The sequence below is a fragment of the Algoriphagus sp. genome (genome assembly GCF_024642405.1).
In the GTDB taxonomy this organism is placed as follows: Bacteria; Bacteroidota; Bacteroidia; order Cytophagales; family Cyclobacteriaceae; genus Algoriphagus.
Genome location: NZ_JAHEBC010000499.1, coordinates 1 through 2,179 on the forward strand (window position 1 = coordinate 1; position 2,179 = coordinate 2,179).

Consider the following 2,179-nt stretch of genomic DNA (forward strand, 5'->3'; position numbering starts at 1 on the left):
ATGCATCGGTGAAAATGCCCATTCTGCCATATTGGATTTGGCAAGAATTATTGCCCCGGCCTCTTCTAGCTTTTGAATAATAAATGCATCAGTTTCAGGATAAAAATCTGCCAACGCCAAGACCCAGCGGTAGTCGGCATCCCAATCGTGTTGATATTGTCTTTGACGATCATTGGAATCCCATGCAATGGGCGAAGTACGCCAGTCTTTCGATATTCTTCGTCCAAAGCTTTAGCAATTTCGATTGCGTTTGGATTCACGATTGTCAAGGCATTGATTTTTGGATTAATCGAGTCAATTCTGTCCATGTAAGCATTGACAAGACTTTCCGCAGTCAATTCTCCAGAAGCATATTTCTCTTGAATCGACTCGACAGTTAACTGTTCTAAATCAAGAATTGTCTTTTTCTTTTCAGGCGAACAAGCTGAAAAAAGTAAGAGGAGAAGGAAAACAAAAAGTGTCGTTGACTTTTTCATATCGGTTTGAGAAATTAAATCTTTTCAAATTTTTGAACAGTTCTATCAGTCATCACATCACCTGTATGTTTGGTGCTTTGTGGTTCGAATAAGAGAATCCAAACTTCTTCATCGGCAATCGGGAAATGCTCCACCCCTCTTGGAATAATCAACATCTCTCCTTCGTTCAATGTGATACTTCGATCTCGAAATTCAATTCGAAGCGTACCCTTTATGATTAGAAAAAGCTCATCTTCCCCTTTGTGATCATGCCAGACAAATTCCCCTTTGACTTTGGCAAGTTTCACATCCTGACCATTGAGCTCACCAATGATTTTTGGAGACCAATGTTCTTTGATCAAATCAAACTTTTCGTTGAGGTTGACTTTATTCATATGGTTTAGATTTTGAGATTAGAATTTCAATTTAGGCTTAATTTTAAAAACTAGGACAGGAAATTTGGGATTGGTTTTCGAAGCCGGATCAATGTATATTGAAAGGAAACAACTTATTATTTTGAAATTAAACCAGGTCAGATCTACCAAAGTAAAATTATTTGCAATAGCCGTATTGCTTTTCGGCCTAACTTTTTGTCGACCTAAAGAACGTTCCATGGTTGTAAAAGCTTCAGCATACAACTCACTTGAAGCCCAAACAGATAATGCGCCCAATATCTCCGCTTGGGGAGACACTCTGAAACCCGGAATGAAAGTAATTGCAATTTCTAGGGATTTACTTGATTCAGGTTTGATCTATCAAAAAGAAGTGCGGATAGATGGATTCGAAGGAACTTATGTCGTTTTGGATAAAATGAAGCAGCGTTATACCAAGAGAATTGATATTTATATGGGAGAAGATCTCAAAAAGGCCAAAGAATGGGGCGTTCAGGAAGTGACCATTCATTGGATTCCGGAGAAGAAATAAAACCTAAAAAAATTGGAGAAAAAGGGCTAGCTATTTTTGGGCTGGAGGAAACATGGCATTGATCTGAAATCGTAAGGTAAAATCTCCTTGGATGGGGCCTGTGGCCATGATTTCAGGAGCTACGAAAACGCTGAGGTTTTTTTGCAAAAGCCTTTCCAAAGGCTACTGTAATAGGGACATTATAGGTTTTAGTAGTCCAGTTCAAATTAATAATAGGATTGAATTGAATAAATTTCCCGCCAGATAAAATCTTATTAAAAATCGGTTGGAGAAGCATAAAACTTTGACTTGACCTGTTCCTATCTCCTCCAAATGTAAAATACTGCTGCACCAATGCTCCCCATTGAAGCCCTTTGGTTTTAGTATTGAGTGCCACAAATGCAGGACCCACACCCCACTTACGAGAGCTGATCGTAGAAGGATTCATAGTCGGAATAATGAATCCAGGCCCCACACCAAGCATGCCCCACTTCTGCTTGAAAACTACTGCATCTAACAATATCAAATCGCCTAGCCCCGTGCCGTCTCGGTCCGGAGATTCTGGAAAAGATTGACCAATAATCGGAAGCTCCAATCGATAGATCGTATAGATCTTTTCTGGATTTTTGCTCTTGATAAATGGCAATCCAATGGTTGCGCTTGGATGAATAATTCTACTTGTCAGGTTAATTTGTCTAGACCCCTCACCTTTCCAAGTGAAATTAGGCTGAACTTGGAGCTTGGTAACAAATGCCAAGGGATTGGTTGCATTGGAGGCCGCTTCGTTGTTTTCTTGAGCAAAATATTGCTGTTGACCTAAA

General features: G+C 39.6%; 3 protein-coding genes and 1 pseudogene. 1 reads left to right on the forward strand and 3 read right to left on the reverse strand.

The window, feature by feature from the left end; all coding sequences use genetic code 11:
* Positions 1–476 (reverse strand): annotated as a pseudogene (locus Q0L68_RS19820) (amidase family protein); the annotation flags it as partial.
* Positions 477–490: 14 nt separating this feature from the next.
* Positions 491–850, reverse strand: a complete 360-nt coding sequence (locus Q0L68_RS19825; protein WP_296705971.1) for a cupin domain-containing protein — start codon at positions 848–850, stop codon at positions 491–493.
* 121 nt (positions 851–971) lie between these two features.
* Between Q0L68_RS19825 and Q0L68_RS19830 the strand changes: the two genes are divergently transcribed.
* Positions 972–1,379, forward strand: a complete 408-nt coding sequence (locus Q0L68_RS19830) for a hypothetical protein (RefSeq protein ID WP_296705972.1) — start codon at positions 972–974, stop codon at positions 1,377–1,379.
* Between the two features lie 112 nt (positions 1,380–1,491).
* Here Q0L68_RS19830 and Q0L68_RS19835 read toward each other — a convergent pair.
* On the reverse strand, positions 1,492–2,179 hold a 688-nt coding region (locus tag Q0L68_RS19835), incomplete at its 5' end, for a hypothetical protein (protein ID WP_296705973.1).